The organism is Salinicoccus albus DSM 19776, assembly GCF_000385175.1.
In the GTDB taxonomy this organism is placed as follows: Bacteria; Bacillota; Bacilli; order Staphylococcales; family Salinicoccaceae; genus Salinicoccus; species Salinicoccus albus.
Map to the genome: position 1 here is coordinate 1 of NZ_ARQJ01000025.1, position 15,163 is coordinate 15,163.

The following is a 15,163-nucleotide window of genomic DNA, read 5'->3' on the forward strand; positions in this document are numbered from 1 at the left end:
CTGCGGGGCAGGTTGCCTACGTGTTACTCACCCGTCCGCCACTCGACCGCCGGGGTGCAAGCACCCCAGGGCCGCGTGCGACTTGCATGTATTAGGCACGCCGCCAGCGTTCATCCTGAGCCAGGATCAAACTCTCCATGATTGGAAAGCTTATCTTAAGCTCGATTGCGTTTCTATTGTCCGCCTCAATTTCGGGATGATTCCTCATCCCGTTTCTTCGGAATTAACGTTGACATATTGTCATTCAGTTTTCAATGTTCTCTGTTTTTTCGACTGCTTTAAATATTGTATCACAGGACAGAAATCGATGCAACATCTTTTTCACAATGATTAACATTTAAAGCGGCTTTTGTTGTGTGGACTTTTATTTCGTCCGACAAGAAAATACTATACACGTTTTAAAATATCTTTGCAAGCACTTTTTTAAAAAAAGTACTTAGAAATTATCATTTTTATCTTTATACCGCTGTGTGCCGGGCATCAAACTGCGTTAAATTTTGTAAGAATGAATGGCACATATTATCAGGCATTCAATCTATACCCTTTCAAGGGCAGTCTATAACATAGCAGGCAACATTTTTTAAACGCTTTTAAAAAACAACGGTCAGATCAAACAGTGTGCCGACCGCTGCTTCAAAACCGGGTTCCACACGCCTTCCCGGACTATAACTCTGTCCGGTATTCGATGGCCTTTGAGAGCGTAACCTCATCAGCATATTCCAAATCGCCTCCGACCGGGAGGCCGCTTGCCAGCCGTGTGGATTTTATGCCGATCGGTTTTACCAGTCTTGATATATACATCGCTGTCGATTCACCCTCTATGTTTGGATTGGTCGCCAATATGATTTCTTTAACCTCCTCATCCTTCAATCTTTCTATCAACGGGGCAACATTGATATCTTCCGGTCCTATCCCGTCCATCGGGCTGATCGCACCATGGAGCACATGATACAGCCCTTGGTATTCACGCATCTTTTCCATTGCGATGACGTCTTTCGTATCTTGGACTACGCAGATAACACTTCTGTCCCTGTTCTTATCACTGCATATATAGCAGGGATCTATATCTGTAATATGACCGCACACTGAACAGAACTGAAGGTCACGTTTAACTTCCATCAGACTCCTTGAGAAGTTAACCACATCATCTTCTTTCATATTAAGAACATAAAATGCCAGGCGCTGGGCTGTCTTCGGCCCGATACCCGGCAATTTCATGAAGCTGTCTATCAGCTTGGATATTGGTTCTGGATAATGCATCTACATCATACCTGGGATGTTCATGCCTTTAGTATGCTGTCCAAGACGCTCACTTGAAAGTTCGTCCGCTTTCGTCAACGCTTCGTTTGTTGCGGCAACGATAAGATCCTGCAGCATGTCGATATCCTCAGGGTCTACGACTTCTTCCTGCACTGCCACATCCAACACTTCTTTATGACCCGAAACAGTCACTTTTACCATGCCGCCGCCTGCAGCACCCTCCACTTGTTCTTCTTTGAGTTTTTCCTGCTCTTCCTGCATTTTCTTCTGCATCTTCTGCATCTGTTTCATCATGCCCTGCATATTGTTCATTCCGCCTGCCATATATATTCTCCTCCAAATTTCAGTTTATATAATCATCTACATATTATATACGATAATCTCTGTTTTATAAACAGATATCATCATCGTGTTTCTACTATATCATTACCGAAAATTTCCTTAGCGACTTCCGAAGGCTTTTTTTCATCGGAAGCCCCCTCCTGTTTATCCTTGCCTGCCTTTTTTTCCTGGATATAATCATGTCTTACCTGCAGCCAGCTGGAATCCGGTACACCGACAACTTTAACTTCCTTATCAATAATAGAAGGAATTAACCCTTCCAGTTCCTCGCGTTTTTTCTCGTCTTTGTTGATCAGATCACTGTGAAGGTCATTTTGAAATTTTAAAAGTACATGCGTATCACTGGCAGCCACCGGTTCTGAATCTCTGATCAGGGACCTGAGTGAATGATAGCCTTTCTCTTCAACATGCTGGTAGACTTTCGGCCAGGCATCTTTGAGTTTTACCAGGTCTTCCTTATTCGCTCTATCAAGCACTTTTTCAATCTGACGCAGAGAGAACCCTTTTGTATCTGCGCTTGCAGGCTGTGGTTTCTCTTCTGCAGCAGGTGCAGACTGCGGCTGGCTGGACAAACGTTTTTCAAGCTCTGTTAATTTTTGTTCTATATGGGAGAGATCGACCGCAGGCGCTTCAGATATCCGGTCATGTCTGTTGAGTACCTGAATGAGTTTTACAATCACAACTTCCAGATGAACGCTGGTATTGACAGAGAACCTCATCATGACCATCGCATCATTCAGCACGTCGATCATTTCATACAGCACCTTATCTTCTGTGTGGTAGAAGGCAACATTTTCATCTGCCTCCCCTGAGTGTTTCATCAAAATGATGTCCCTGATATGATAAACAAGCTCGTGAATCAGTCGCGTCGGGTCTTTCCCTTCATCAATGAACCGGTGATACATGATAAATGCTTCTCTCGAATCTTTCTGTTCAATGAGCTTCAGCCAACTGTCCAGCTCTTCTGATTTAATGCCGCCTGTAATCATAACCGCGTCATCCAGAGTAATAACATCATTGCTGTAAGCAATGACCTGATCCATGATACTCAGCGCATCACGCATGCCCCCTTCGGAGGTACGTGCAATATACTCGATGGCATCTTCTTCATGTTCAATACTCTCTGAATCCGCTACATATTTCAATCGCTCCACTATTTCATTCAGCTCAATCGCCTTGAAATCAAATCTCTGTGTACGGGAAATGATCGTTGCCGGTATTTTATGAGGTTCTGTTGTCGCCAGTATAAAAACCGCATGGCCGGGCGGCTCCTCAAGTGTCTTTAACAGTGCGTTGAAAGCACCTGTTGTCAGCATATGCACTTCATCGATGATATATACTTTATATCGCATTTCCGATGGGGCATATTTCACTTTCTCCCGCAGGTTCCTGATTTCATCTACTCCGTTATTACTTGCCGCATCGATTTCTATCATATCGTTGGCTGAACCTTCAGTAATGCTTATGCAGAGGTCACATTCATTGCAGGGTTCACCCTCTGAACTGAACCGGCAATTGAGTGCTTTGGCGAAAATTTTTGCGATACTTGTTTTACCTGTTCCACGAGGGCCGTTGAACAGATATGCATGTGATTCCTTATCCCTGATAATTGCATTGCGCAATGTTTTGGTCACGTGCTTTTGTCCAACCACATCCTGGAAGGCCTGTGGTCTGAACGCCCGGTATAAAGCCTGATATTCCATTCAACAGCACCTCCGTACATGATTATTTGTTCCATTATTATATCACAGGTCTTAAAATGACCCTAATAACTTAAACAATAAAAAAATGACCGTATCCGAAGATACAGTCACCAATATATGTAAACCGTGCACCGTTTCCTTGAGCAATCAAAACAAGCGTTACTCAAAGCACCAGCTCAATTCCGGCAGCCCTACGGCACATAGAATAAGCCACTTAATGCTGCTTCCTTCCGGACCTGACATAATTCATGACGTTCTATTGCATAGGACCGGAATATCAACACCGGTGATTTTGAGGCAGTCCTCACATCAAAAGCCCTCAGAAACGGAATTCAGTCCTGCTTGAGCGGATTGCAGGTGCAGGGCACCGCTACCTCCCCACTTAGCACGGCACACTACATAATATCAAAATAGGTCAATCAATGCAAGGTAAATTTATTAATCCCCATGGAATCGTCTGGAGAAGTCCACAAACTTAAACTCAGTGGCCAGATGTTTTGACACGTTGTACTGGAATGGTCTGGCATCATTCAGGTGGACGACTGAGCGGACCGTTGCCGCATAGGGCAGATGGGCTGTATTAAACAGCTCAATTTCTCCATCCGACATCGGATCAAATGTAATTTCTTTATGGGAATAGGCAATCACCAAACCGAGCTTCTGCTCAATATATTCGTATATCGAGTCTTCCGCAACCTTTTTGTTCAGTCCAGGCATCATATCCACGATAAAAAAATCGGTATCAACAATCTGAGTCATACCTGAAAAGATCCTCTGTCTGACCAGCCGCCATATTCTTTCCTCCGGTTCTATTTTCAGTTTTTCCATTACATTCGGGAATTCTTCTGCATCGTATTTTTCCAGCTCGATCACTTTGGTTTCGTAGCTTTTCGTCTTCAGCTGCTGTATTTCCTTAAAACTGGTCAGATGGGAGACAGTAAAATCCATCGAAGGATTATAGATAATTACTGACCCCTTACCTTTCATCTTCTGAATGTAGCCATTTTCCTGAAGGAGATCCAGCGCCTTTCTCACCGTTTCTCTTGAAACGTCGAACATTTCCACCAAACGATGTTCAGACGGCAGGACATCCTCTTTTTTATACTTGCCACCGGCGATATCGCTGGATAATTCCTGATAGATTTGGTTGTATTTGTTCATATTCATCCGCTTCACCCTGACGCTTTCTAACTTGTATTGAAATTACATACAGCTTACCGTTTTTCAGCGGTTTTGTCTATATAACATCATGGTTTCAAAGGGCCTGAGACCGGCCACTTTATCATCATAATTTGAAATGAGCACTTCCCCTTCTGTATTGACACCCTGCGGGTATGGAACTTTTACATCTCTGAAGTTAGCAATGACCGTAATCGTTTCCTCAGAATAATTGCGCTCATATACAAACAGATGGTCATCATCGAGGAGATAGGGCTTGACGTCACCATAAGTCAGTATGTCGTAGTGATGCCTCAATTCTATTAATTTTTTATATGTGTAGAATACAGAATTTTTATCTTCAAGCGCCTGGGCTGCATTGATTTTTTCGTAATCCTTGCCAACAGAAATCCAAGGCTCCCCTTCAGTGAATCCTCCGTAGCGGCTGCTATCCCACTGCATCGGAGATCTGCTGTTATCTCTGGATTTAGCCCCCAGAATATCGAGCACCATTCTGGCATCCAGCCCTTTTTCCCTCATGGTGTCGAAGGCATTCAGACTTTCAACATCCTTATACTGGTCAATGCGTTCATATTTAGGATTCGGCATGCCGATTTCTTCGCCCTGGTATATATAAGGTGTGCCTTTTAGACCATGCAGGGCGATGGCAAGCATCTTAGCGCTTTTGACCCGATTTTCTTCCGTATCATCTTTGCCGAACCTGGAAACAACGCGGGGCTGATCATGGTTGCACCAGAAAATCGCATTCCAGCCGTTTCCTTCATCCATCGCTACCTGCCACTCCATCAGTATCCGTTTCAATTTGATAAAATCAAACGCTGCGAGTGTCCATTTTTCACCGCCGGGATAGTCCACCTTCAAATGATGAAAATTAAACACTGAATTTAGCTCATTGCGGTCGGGATGCGTGTATTTCAAGCAGTGATCAATCGTCGTCGAAGACATTTCCCCGACAGTCATAATATCCCTGCCGCCGAACGTGTGGCGGTTCAGTTCATGAATATACTCATGAACTTTCGGTCCGTCGGTATAGAATTCTTTGCCTTCACCGTCAGAATCTTTGAATCCGCCTTTTGAAATCAGATTGATGACATCAAAGCGGAAGCCATCCACACCAAAATCAATCCAATAGTTGATCATTTCGTATATCTTTTGACGCATATCTTCATTTTCCCAGTTTAAATCAGCCTGGGTCACATCGAACAGGCTGAGGTAGTATTGATTGGAATCATCATCGTATTCCCATGCACTGCCGCCGAATTTTGATTCCCAGTTGGTTGGCGGAACATCATATGTGCCATCTTTCCATATATAATAATCCCGGTACGCGTTATCCTTAGAACTGCTGGATTCGACAAACCATTGATGGGCGGTGGAAGTATGGTTGATGACAATATCCATCATCACTCGGATACCGGCATCATGTGCTTTATCGAGCAATTCCCTGAGATCGTCTTTCGTACCGAACTGAGGATTTACTTCATAATAGTTGCTGATATCATAACCATTATCATACATTGGTGATTCGTATATAGGTGTCAGCCATATATAATCTGCCCCAAGGAACCGGATATAATCCAGCTTCTCTATCACACCCCTGATATCGCCCTGGCCGCTTCCGGAAGTATCATTGAATGATTTCGGATAAATCTGATAAACCACTGATTTTCTCCAGTCATTGGATGCCAACGTAAAAACTCCTTTATTGTATGATTAATCCACATCTACCATTTCTTTCGCTTCCTCTTTAACAAATCTTGAGAAGATGAGTGTAAGCACAAATGGTACGACGATAGCGATCAGCATACCGAGTGCAAACAGCAGCCAGAATCCTTCTGTAATCGATATGACCCCCGGCACACCGCCAACACCCACACTGGCGGCTGTGAGGCCATTCAAACCAAAAATTGCACCGACCACAGAAGTCGTAATAATCGCCGCGACAAACGGGTATTTAAGCGGCAGATTCACACCGAACATGGCAGGTTCAGTGACACCGAGCCACCCGGAAATACCGGAGGTCATTGCAAGACCTTCCTCCTTTTTCTTTTGCTGACGGCGATATACCATCCATGCCCCGAATGCTGCCGAACCTTGCGCGATATTTGAAATTGCGAGGATTGGCCACAGGTATGTGCCGCCGGTTGTACCGATGAGCTGAAGGTCCATCGCCAGAAACATATGATGCAGTCCCGTGATAACAAGCGGGGCGTAGAACAATCCATAAACAAAACCGCCGATAACGCCAGCTGTTTCAAATAACCAGACGATACTGTCTGATATCAGTCCGCTGCCGTAAAGGGTGATCGGTCCGATAATCGTATAAGTTAAAATACCCACGACTAATAGAGAAACCGGAGCCACGACAAGCAGTTTAAACATATCATGTACCCGTTTATTCAGAAATATTTCCACCTTGGCAAGCAGCCATGCAGCAACCAGTACCGGCAGCACTTGACCCTGATAGTTGAGCTGTTCAATTTCAAACCCAAATACATTCCATGTCGGAATATCCGCAAGTTCACCCGCTTCAGTATCGAATAGTCCGGACTGACTGGCGAGATCCGGGTGACACAAGGCCACCCCTAGTGCGATACCAAGGAGCGGAGAACCGCCGAACACCCGCATCGCCGACCAGCCGATCAGCACCGGCAGGAAGATGAAAGGCGCGACAGCGATGAAGTTGATCATGCTGGCTATTCCTTCAACACCCGGGAACATCGAAATCACCGACTCCGATTCCCAAAACAGCCCTTCGACGGTTAACAAGTTGTTAATCCCAAGCAGAAGTCCTGCTGTAACAATCGCAGGCAGAATCGGGATGAAGATGTCACCAAGCATTTTGATGAACCGTTGAAGCGGGTTCATCTTCTGTGCGGCAGCCTGTTTCACTTCCTCCTTCGATCCGGATCCGCCGCCTTTTCCGGTCTCTTCCTCGAATATTTTAAAAGCTTCATCAACAGTGCCCTGACCAATGACCACCTGGAATTGGTTGTTGGCTGCAAAGGACCCTTTAACCAGGTCGATGGAATCCAATTTTTTCTTGTCAACTTTGGAATCATCATTCAATGCAAGGCGCAACCTCGTTACGCAGTGTGTAGCTGCATCGACATTTTCCTCACCGCCGAGCGCCTCAATAATTTCCTTGACTTCATCACGATTGACCGCCATTCTCCCCACACCCCTTTTATTTAAATATCGCCGTAACTATAGCATGTATAGACAGAAATGTAAAGGCTTTCAAAAAGAGTAAAATTAAACTTTATTTATATTTTCAGACAAAATAAAAAGCCTGACATCTTATGCCAGACTCACCTGAAGCCGCCTAATATTTTCTCAATGACCGGATGAAAATGATCATAACGACAAGTGCTACTAACACTGCACCGGCCAGTATCAATGACATCGTCATGTTTTCATTATTTTCATTCTGATCAGCTTTTATCTGATTAGATGCTTCCACAGTTTCAGAATTATCTTCTCCGGTTGGCTCCACACTCTCCTCTACGGGTGCGTCCGCCAACACAAAAGTAATCCCGCGCTTGCCGCGGTCTTCAACTGTGATATCAAAAGAGGACTGTTGGGCTGTGTAATCTTCCGGCACATCAATCTGCAGTGTGTATTCCCCGGGAGACACACCAGTGAATTCAAACGTACCGTCTTCACCAGTTGCGGCCTGATCTTTGGCATCGCCCGTCAATGCCACAGTCACATCTTCAACACCTTCATTATCCTTCAGCACTTCGCCTGTGACAGAAAAAGACTGCGTCTCTTCTTGATTGATTACAATGTCCCTCGACTCTTCCTCAGTCATTTCTTCCACAGTCTCTTCTGTTACTTCTTCGGTTATTTCCTCAGTATATTCTTCGGTGTATTCCTCTGTAACCTCCTCGGTAGACTCCTCAGTATTCACCTCAACAGTTTCCTCCTCTGCCGGTTCGTAATAATATTCCTCAGTGGTTTCCTCATAGTACGTATAAGGTTCTTCAGTCGTTTCCTCATAGTACGTATAAGGTTCTTCAGTCGTTTCTTCATAATATGTATAAGGTTCTTCAGTCGTTTCTTCATATTGAGGCTGCTCATTTTGAGGGGGGACATTTTCATTCGTAAACTCCTGTGACGATTCTTCTGATAACTCCTGAGAATTTTCTTCAACCGGTTCATCTGAGTCTTCAAAACTCGTCTCATTTGTTACAGCCGAGACAGTCAGACCCGGAACCAAAATCAGGCATACTGAAACCAAAGTCAGCCATTTGATGATATTTCTCATGACAGCCTCCTAGATCTTTTCTTTTAATATACCAGATTTTTGAATATAAACCCATATTACCATCAAAGTTTTAATGGCGTCTTAACCATTCATACTGAGGTTGCTGAGGAAAGGGGCTGTTGCAAAATTTATAAAATAGAATCCATAATGAACTATTTTACACACAAACAATTTAATCAAGATATTATTAACTGTAGCTGTTGGCTATCTTAGAATGCCATAATAGGCAGGGACAGCTATCAGTCAGGTGTTAAAAAATACTATAAAAGAGAGGTAAATATGTATAAGCTCAAATCATTATTTGATTCATTATCTTTTTTAAAAATAGTTGTGATCGCTTTTTTTGGCAGTGGATTATTTACATTGATTTATCTTTTTGCAAAGGACGTGCTAAATACAATACCGTATTTATTTTAAGAAGCGGGGATGGGACATTAAGTATCTTTTAATTTAAAACCCGTACGTTTACAATCCGTGGGGGCATCGCGTGAACCTGTAGTCTCACGCTGATGCGATTCCCCTCGGAGTCTCACGCACGGGTTTTACTATTCATTATTCGATATTATATCTTTTTATAGAGTTACATCCCAGCCCCACTTTCTCCTTACAATTCATCCTGAGGCCGCACAGAAAGTCCGCACTGATTCTGGCTAATAAAACGACGGTTTCTCCCAATCCGTATCTGGCTCACTGACGCCCAGACTTTCACGGATGTACAGCGTATTATCTTTCAGCAGGTTCATGACCAGACGGACGACGGCCTGACGTGTTACCTGAGCTCCGACAAACGGTTCGCCCTTGACTGTCAGCATATAATCCTCATTGCCAGCCTGATCATACAGCCATGTCAGCCGGAGCAGCGTGTAATCCAGATCGGCATGCTCAACCGCCGCTGCAGGTGCTTTGAATGTCTGCAGGATACCGCCGATCATACGATCATTCCAGCGGCCGAAAGCACCGCCGACCTCGTCATATAACCCCAGCACCGTCGCACCAATGAGACGCTTCATGCCCGCACGTTCCATCGCTGATACTACAGATTCCGTCTCTTTTGTCCCCATCATATCATTAAGATATACCACGTCCACGCCCTGCATGGACTGCACGAGTTTATCCGTTTCATTAAAATCACCGTCAACCAATGTCACGTTGTCATTCGCATTGCTCAAACGTTTATGGGCATTTCTTGCGAATAATTTTAGTTCCGCTTCGGGCATCTCATCCAATATTGTGGGAATAAGAAAACTGGAAATCTGTCCGGCCGCGCCTAAAATTAAAATATTCATATTATGACTCACCTCGTCCTTTATCTTCAGTCTAGGAGGCGGACGGATAAGTCTAAAGTATTCTGTTTTAAATGCATATTACAAATGTCAAATGGTTTCAGTATCCCAGCTCCTGTAATCCGCAACGCTTTGATGGTCATAAAATTCCTTAACCCGCTTGATTGTGTCATCATAATTCAACCCGGTATTATTGACGAAAATTTTACCATAATCATATGACCCCTTTGGAGGCAGGGCTTCTATCCAGTAACTGCCATCGTCCATACCTATTACCTGGATGATCTCAATCTCCAAATCAGCGTTCATGCAACCCAGAGAAGCAAAAATTTGTTCATCCGGCCAGGCATGTTGTACGGCTTCCTCCACCTGTTCCCACGCCGGTTCTCTAACTTCACCTTCATTAGTCGTCAGCGACCAGTACTTTTCTCCTGATGCTGTATCCTCCGGCCCCGCGTCTTTTTTGAAAAAATCGAACAGTCCGATACACATCACTCCCTTATGATTTGGATTTTATTAATATTACTTATTGATTATAATAAACAAAAATGTGTATATCATCAAATGGAGAAGGATGGGAGAAGGATGGGAGAATCATGGGATTAAATGCTGTTGAAGTCCTTTACCTGCATTTTGTTCACGGCAGAATTCACGAGGAAGCCACACAGTATAACTTCTGGTTGACTCAATATTCAGTAAAAGCGGCAGATCTAATTAGAAGCCTGCTGGATAAAGGCGTAATTTTTGAAAACAATGATCTATCAGTTACCTTATGGAAATTGAAGGTCCCCGAATTAAAAACGCTGTTGAGACACAGCGGGATGAAAGTCTCGGGGACCAAGGGCAAGTTGGTTGAAAGGGCCATAGAGAACCGGCATTTAATTGATTTGAACCTGGCGGATCTAAAACCTGTATATACTGTCAAAAGTGATTATGACGCTTTCCTTAAAGACACTGAGTTCATCAATTATTTTCATTTCAATGGACATATCAGCATCTACGAAGCATATGAATACTACCTCACCCATCCGGATCGAACATCAAATGAAGTGGCTGCCGGCATACTGGCGGCGGATGCTGAAGAGAGCCTCCGCACTCCCAACAAGTACCGTGCCATCAAATCCTTTCAACTGCTGTCCCATTTCTATCTGCAGCAGCTGAATGACTTGAACAGCTCGATATATTATCTCAACAACTTCACCATGCTGATCATACTTCAATCAATGACGAATTATCACAAATATAAATCTATCATGCCCGGCAGCCACTTCAATATCGATAATTTCACCGCTGAAAAGTACAGGGTTCTATTGAAGACAAATCAAATGACACCCTATGGACTGAATCAGTCGTTGGTCGATGATACTGAAAACTTGCCTTATTCATATGAACAGCGAAAAATGGCTGCAAAATTCATCGTTGATTATATAATGGAAGATAACGAAGCTGAGAGTAAACTGAGAAGATTACTGGATGAATGAAAATTTTCTATATGAAAAGAGGTCATCTCCGCAACACTTTATCCAGCGTTTTTCCCTTTGCCAGCTCATCAATCAGCTTATCCAGATAGCGGATTTCCTGCATCGTCGGTTCTTCGATATCTTCCACCCGCACACCGCAGATCACACCTTTAATCATCGTCCGAGAAGGATTCATCTGAGGCGCTTCTGCAAAGAAAGTCTCAAAATCCGTTCCTTTCTCCAGTTGTGTTTCTAACTCTTCCTGGCTGTATCCTGTCAGCCAGCAGATGATTTCATCAACTTCAGTTTTCGTCCGCCCTTTTTTCTCTGCTTTCTTTACGTAATGGGGGTAAACTTTAGCAACATTCATCGTATAGATTTTATGTTTGACCAAGTCAGAACCTCTTTCCATTTAATTTTTAACCCGATTGTTTCAAAGTTAAGAATGAACCGTCATTTCATCTTCAATCCTCTGTATCTGTTGATAGCGGCACAGAATTCCTGCTTTCTGGGCAGCGCCATATTACCCGGATGCCCGCTGTGGGGTGAAATACCGTCGAGTCCGGAGGATTCAATCTTTTCATATACGCGGTCTGCGGCTTGCGATAACGTGCGCTTCTCGTCCAGCACTTCATCCTTGAAGTAATCGATCATCGCTGTGATGGCGTTCGTCTGACTGGTATCTGTCAGCTGCTCCAGACCGGAGATGTCGATGGACTCCCGGCCATACAGAATCGTATGCTTACCTTTGGCTTTCAGCCGCCCGTCTTTGCCGGATTTTGAAAAACTCTCTTTCATCGGCATCCTCGTCGGCAGATCACCGAATTCCCTATGGGAGGTATCGGCTCTTCTATAGCCGTCTGAATAGGCGATTGCCTTGGCGTCTTCCGTGACGTCCTTCAATCTGTACTCATCCATCATGAGCACATGATCCGCGGCTTCAAAGTAGTCTCCGGAACCGCCCACGATGAGTATCGTAGAGATCCCTAATGTGTCATACAATGGTTTGATTTTATCCGCAAACGGTGTAATTGGTTCCTTATCTGGCGCAATCAGCTTCTGCATACGACCGTCACGGATCATGAAATTGGTGGCGGATGTATCCTCATCAATGAGCATCAGAGAAGATTCCGCTTCCAGTGCCTCCATCACGTTCGTCGCCTGCGATGTGCTGCCGCTGGCATTTTCCGTTGAAAATTTGCGTGTATCCTTGCCGCCCGGGAGATTGTTGATGAACGGTCCAATGTTCACTTTTTCAACACTGCGTCCGTCTTCGGCACGGATTTTCACTGCATCCTGACGAGTGAGGACCATTTCCCGGCCGTCAGCAGGAATATGGTGATAAACGCCGAGTTCCAAAGCTTCGAGCAACGTGGATTTCCCGTGATACCCGCCGCCGACAATCAGTGAGATCCCTTCCGGAATCCCCATGCCCGCAACGGTTCTGCCACTTGGCAGTTCAATCTCTATTTCACGGCTTTTCGGACTTTGAAAAGGTACTGCATCCTTCAAGGGTCTGTCGGATACACCGCTCTCCCGCGGCAGTACGGCACCATTGGCGACGAAGGCAACCAGATTGCGGTCTTTCAGTTCTTTAAGAATATGATCCTGATCCAGCATCAAGATCACCTGATTTTTCATGGATTCCTGATCCAGGTTACGATACAGCAGCGACTGCCGGGCAGCCTCCGGCAGCATATCCTGGAATATATGGGCGGCCGCCTTGCCAAGAATTTTTCTGCCGGCAGCGGGCAGTCCCACTTCAATCCGCACCTCGATATCCTTCTCACCGATCACGACAGACGTCCGCTCCATTATTTCCTGGCCGCAGCGGTCGATGAAAATCTTGCCGTTCGTTCCCGAGCCTTTGGACTTTTTATTCACCTGCTGGATACTTTTCCAGAAAGCACGTGTCAGAAAATCAGCAACAGCAATCGTTTTGCTTTTAGAATCCAGCCATTCTTCAGGTATACCGGCAGTCTCACGAGCCATGATGACGCGCATTTTGGAAGGCGGCGCATAGGGATCAACCTGGACATGATCAACGGCAAGCCGAAACTTTCCAAAGTCATATATGCCTTTAATCTGTTTGTACATCCCATATTTCTGTCCGTCCAGGGAATTCAGCAGTTGATCGAATGCTTCAGCGCTTTTCATCTAAAAATCTCCTTTTCAATACTTCTAATTATCTTTATGTCAAAAAAATTCGCTATTGCAAAAAATAGCATACTTCCCGGCTCAATGAAACTCTTCCCTCACTCATTTCTGCGCCCATGTATTTTTACATACTCATTGGCCGGGAATCGATTCCCGGCCAATGGACATTTAATTTACTGTCCTGTGTCTGAAGATACCGTTATCCCATAATTTTGTGCCCGCTCCAACGCATCTATTCCATGAATATATCCCCATACATCATCAAGCGTTGGCTCAGAAGTGACTTTAAGAATCGCTTTTATATCATTCGGGCTCAGGTCGCCGTCCGCTTCCAGTATTAAGGCAATGATACCGGCGCAAATCGGAGTCGCCATAGAGGTACCGGATAACTGTACATAGTTTTCATCAATCACCTGTTCTGATAACTGGCTCTCAAGTGCAGAATCCGGCGCCAAAGGCGCAATGATATTGGTCCCCGGGGCATAAACATCAGGTTTTTCCAAGGCGTCAACCGTCGGGCCTCTGCTGGAATACTCCGCTATGACATCATCGCTTCTATCCACAGTATCCTGGTCTGCTGTAGCACCGACTGTGATGATAAACGGATCAATCGCCGGTGTGCCTATTGTGGAACGTTGTGGTCCATCATTCCCTGCCGCAGCACAGACAACGATGCCCTGATGCCATGCTTCACGGGCGGCCAGTGCCAACGGGTCATCCCTGAAAGATTCAGAGGCGGCACTGCCAAGCGAAAGAGAAATGATATTAATATCATATTCCGCTCTGTGATCGACACACCATTCGATTCCTTCGATAATGTTTGATAACCGTCCGCCGCCCTCTTCATCCAGGGCTTTAACACCGACAATAGACGCCCCTGGCGCCGGACCGGCATACTGTCCGTCAGACAACTCCCCATTGCCTGCAGCATCGCCTGCACAATGGGTGCCATGCCCATTATCATCATAGGGCTCGCTCCGACCATTCACTAAATCATAAAAACCCGTGATCCGCTCCGCCAGATCCTGGTGCGGGTGAACACCTGTATCAATCACAGCAATGGTCACTCCGCTGCCGGTTAAATTATATGTTTCATGAATGGCTGTGGCACCTGTGTGTTCACTGGCGATATCCAGAAAGGCGGTGACAACACGGTCGTGATAAACACGGTCGACCGCTTCATGATCTTTGATCTGCTTAATCATGCCCGGGGTCAGATGGCCGCGAATACCATTTATGGTACGCAGCTCTTTGTCCAGCTTGTTATGGGTATCGATATTACAAGTCTGAATCAGGTCATCTTTTGAAGCTTTCTCACAGTTCTTCTTGTAATAAACAATCACCGGTATCTCTGTATTACTTGTGTCATCCGGGTCGTGTCTGCGATTAATACGCAATTGTTCAACTAAACCAGGGTCCAGTTTCCGTCCGGCATCTTCAAACCATACGTTTTTTCTGTTACTCATTTTTTGCCTCCTCATCGGATGGAGATTTCGACAATTTTCTCAG

Annotated in this window: 13 protein-coding genes, 1 rRNA gene and 1 other RNA gene; 1 reads left to right on the forward strand and 14 read right to left on the reverse strand. The window is 44.9% G+C overall.

The genetic code is table 11. From position 1 onward, the window contains the following. From G343_RS0105245 to G343_RS0105295, 11 genes are all read right to left on the reverse strand, one after another. Window positions 1-142, reverse strand: a 16S ribosomal RNA gene (locus tag G343_RS0105245); the annotation flags it as partial. A gap of 521 nt (window positions 143-663) precedes the next feature. After that, complete coding sequence (recR, locus tag G343_RS0105250; RefSeq protein WP_020007072.1) at window positions 664-1,260, reverse strand: recombination mediator RecR; 597 nt, start codon at window positions 1,258-1,260, stop codon at window positions 664-666. Next, window positions 1,261-1,584, reverse strand: coding sequence for a YbaB/EbfC family nucleoid-associated protein (locus tag G343_RS0105255; RefSeq protein WP_020007073.1), 324 nt, complete (start codon window positions 1,582-1,584; stop codon window positions 1,261-1,263). Window positions 1,585-1,664: 80 nt separating this feature from the next. Then, window positions 1,665-3,305, reverse strand: a complete 1,641-nt coding sequence (gene dnaX / locus G343_RS0105260; protein WP_020007074.1) for a DNA polymerase III subunit gamma/tau — start codon at window positions 3,303-3,305, stop codon at window positions 1,665-1,667. A 124-nt stretch (window positions 3,306-3,429) separates the two neighbouring features. Beyond that, window positions 3,430-3,696, reverse strand: an RNA gene (gene ffs, locus G343_RS15125) — signal recognition particle sRNA large type. 47 nt (window positions 3,697-3,743) lie between these two features. Beyond that, the gene (treR, locus tag G343_RS0105265; RefSeq protein WP_245541934.1) at window positions 3,744-4,466 is read right to left on the reverse strand and encodes a trehalose operon repressor; all 723 of its coding nucleotides are present in this window, start codon (window positions 4,464-4,466) and stop codon (window positions 3,744-3,746) included. 63 nt (window positions 4,467-4,529) lie between these two features. Next, window positions 4,530-6,173, reverse strand: a complete 1,644-nt coding sequence (locus tag G343_RS0105270) for an alpha,alpha-phosphotrehalase (protein WP_020007076.1) — start codon at window positions 6,171-6,173, stop codon at window positions 4,530-4,532. Window positions 6,174-6,197: 24 nt separating this feature from the next. Next, on the reverse strand, window positions 6,198-7,655 hold the full coding sequence (treP, locus tag G343_RS0105275) for a PTS system trehalose-specific EIIBC component (protein ID WP_020007077.1): 1,458 nt from the start codon (window positions 7,653-7,655) through the stop codon (window positions 6,198-6,200). 154 nt (window positions 7,656-7,809) lie between these two features. Further along, a complete protein-coding gene (locus G343_RS14960; RefSeq protein ID WP_020007078.1) occupies window positions 7,810-8,754 on the reverse strand; it encodes a carboxypeptidase-like regulatory domain-containing protein in 945 nt (314 codons plus the stop codon). A gap of 650 nt (window positions 8,755-9,404) precedes the next feature. Further along, window positions 9,405-10,040 (reverse strand): NAD(P)H-binding protein, encoded by a 636-nt coding sequence (locus G343_RS0105290; RefSeq protein ID WP_020007080.1) that lies wholly within the window; start codon window positions 10,038-10,040, stop codon window positions 9,405-9,407. An 87-nt stretch (window positions 10,041-10,127) separates the two neighbouring features. Further along, window positions 10,128-10,529 (reverse strand): hypothetical protein, encoded by a 402-nt coding sequence (locus G343_RS0105295; protein WP_020007081.1) that lies wholly within the window; start codon window positions 10,527-10,529, stop codon window positions 10,128-10,130. Window positions 10,530-10,633: 104 nt separating this feature from the next. Between G343_RS0105295 and G343_RS0105300 the strand changes: the two genes are divergently transcribed. Beyond that, complete coding sequence (locus G343_RS0105300; protein ID WP_020007082.1) at window positions 10,634-11,518, forward strand: SAP domain-containing protein; 885 nt, start codon at window positions 10,634-10,636, stop codon at window positions 11,516-11,518. Window positions 11,519-11,540: 22 nt separating this feature from the next. On the opposite strand, the gene G343_RS0105305 is transcribed toward G343_RS0105300, so the two are convergent. From G343_RS0105305 to G343_RS0105315, 3 genes are all read right to left on the reverse strand, one after another. Continuing rightward, window positions 11,541-11,891: a DUF2200 domain-containing protein gene (locus tag G343_RS0105305; RefSeq protein WP_020007083.1), complete on the reverse strand. Its 351-nt coding sequence runs from the start codon at window positions 11,889-11,891 to the stop codon at window positions 11,541-11,543. Between the two features lie 59 nt (window positions 11,892-11,950). Further along, window positions 11,951-13,654: an ABC-ATPase domain-containing protein gene (locus tag G343_RS0105310; RefSeq protein ID WP_020007084.1), complete on the reverse strand. Its 1,704-nt coding sequence runs from the start codon at window positions 13,652-13,654 to the stop codon at window positions 11,951-11,953. Between the two features lie 173 nt (window positions 13,655-13,827). Continuing rightward, a complete protein-coding gene (locus G343_RS0105315; RefSeq protein WP_020007085.1) occupies window positions 13,828-15,120 on the reverse strand; it encodes a S8 family peptidase in 1,293 nt (430 codons plus the stop codon). Window positions 15,121-15,163 lie beyond the last annotated feature (43 nt).